We start from the raw sequence: 940 nt of genomic DNA, 5'->3' as shown, positions 1-940 counted from the left end.
CTACTCAAGGAAGCAGGGCTCAGTGTTGACGATTATCGCCTGACACCCGTTGGCGGGGTGCGTGAGCGGTTTGCGGCTCTTGTTGCGGGGGAGGGTGATGCGACCTTGCTCGGGCCGCCGTTCGACACCATGGCGGTTCAGCGGGGGCTCAAGACTATTTCAACAATTCAGGATGTATTTACCAATTTTCCTGGTCAAGGACTAGTCGTGAGGAAGTCGGCGAGTCAGGCGAATGACGCCCTGAAAGCGTGGGTACGCATCCTCAACGCAACACTTACGACCATGCCTGGCGACACGGTAAAGCTGACAGAGGCTTTGGAGCTGCTTGGCATGCCTGTCGAAGCAGTAAATGCGATGGTGAATACATTTCCTGAAACGCTTACGCCTTCTCGCGAGGGTCTTGAGCTTCTTATTGGGCAGAGGGCGCTGCTAGGGTTGCCCGGCGCGGATTTTACCTATGAGCAAATTGTCGACGGCTCATTCTTACAATAATTCGGAGGTACACTTGAAGAAGTTCTCGCTCGGTACATTTTCTTTAAAAACCAATCCACAGCAACGCTTTGCTGGCTTGGTTATTGACGCAAAGGTTATCCCAGTCAGTCGCGTGGCTGAGGAGTTCGGAGTTGATATTCTCCGAGAAAAAAGTGTGCTGTCGCTACTTGAAAACTGGAATGCCAGTTACGCCGCACTCGAATCGATTGTCAATAAAGTCATTACGTCGTCCTGGTATGATGAAAATCAACTCACGTTTCGCCCTGCAGTTGATCTGCCGCGTCAAGTGTTCTGCACAGGCGCAAACTATCGAAAGCATGTAGTGGATTTGACCGTCGATTCAAATGTCGGTCCAGAAGGGCTAAGCAAGGAAGAATTGAGGACGTGGGCTGAAGACATGATGGATGACAGGGTCGCTAATGGAGAACCCTATGTATTCACCAAGCCC

1 protein-coding gene and 1 pseudogene are annotated in these 940 nt (G+C 51.4%); both read left to right on the top strand.

All coding sequences use genetic code 11. The features are described from left to right. Positions 1 to 492 (top strand): substrate-binding domain-containing protein (locus tag AC1DRJ_RS29815; protein WP_477805285.1); only part of this gene is annotated, 492 nt, incomplete at its 5' end. A gap of 13 nt (positions 493 to 505) precedes the next feature. Beyond that, positions 506 to 940 (top strand): annotated as a pseudogene (locus AC1DRJ_RS29810) (fumarylacetoacetate hydrolase family protein); the annotation flags it as partial.

Source organism: Pseudomonas sp. P5_B2 (assembly GCF_056400445.1).
The sequence above is the reverse complement of the archived record's forward strand: the minus strand, read 5'-3'. Positions and strand labels throughout refer to the sequence as shown.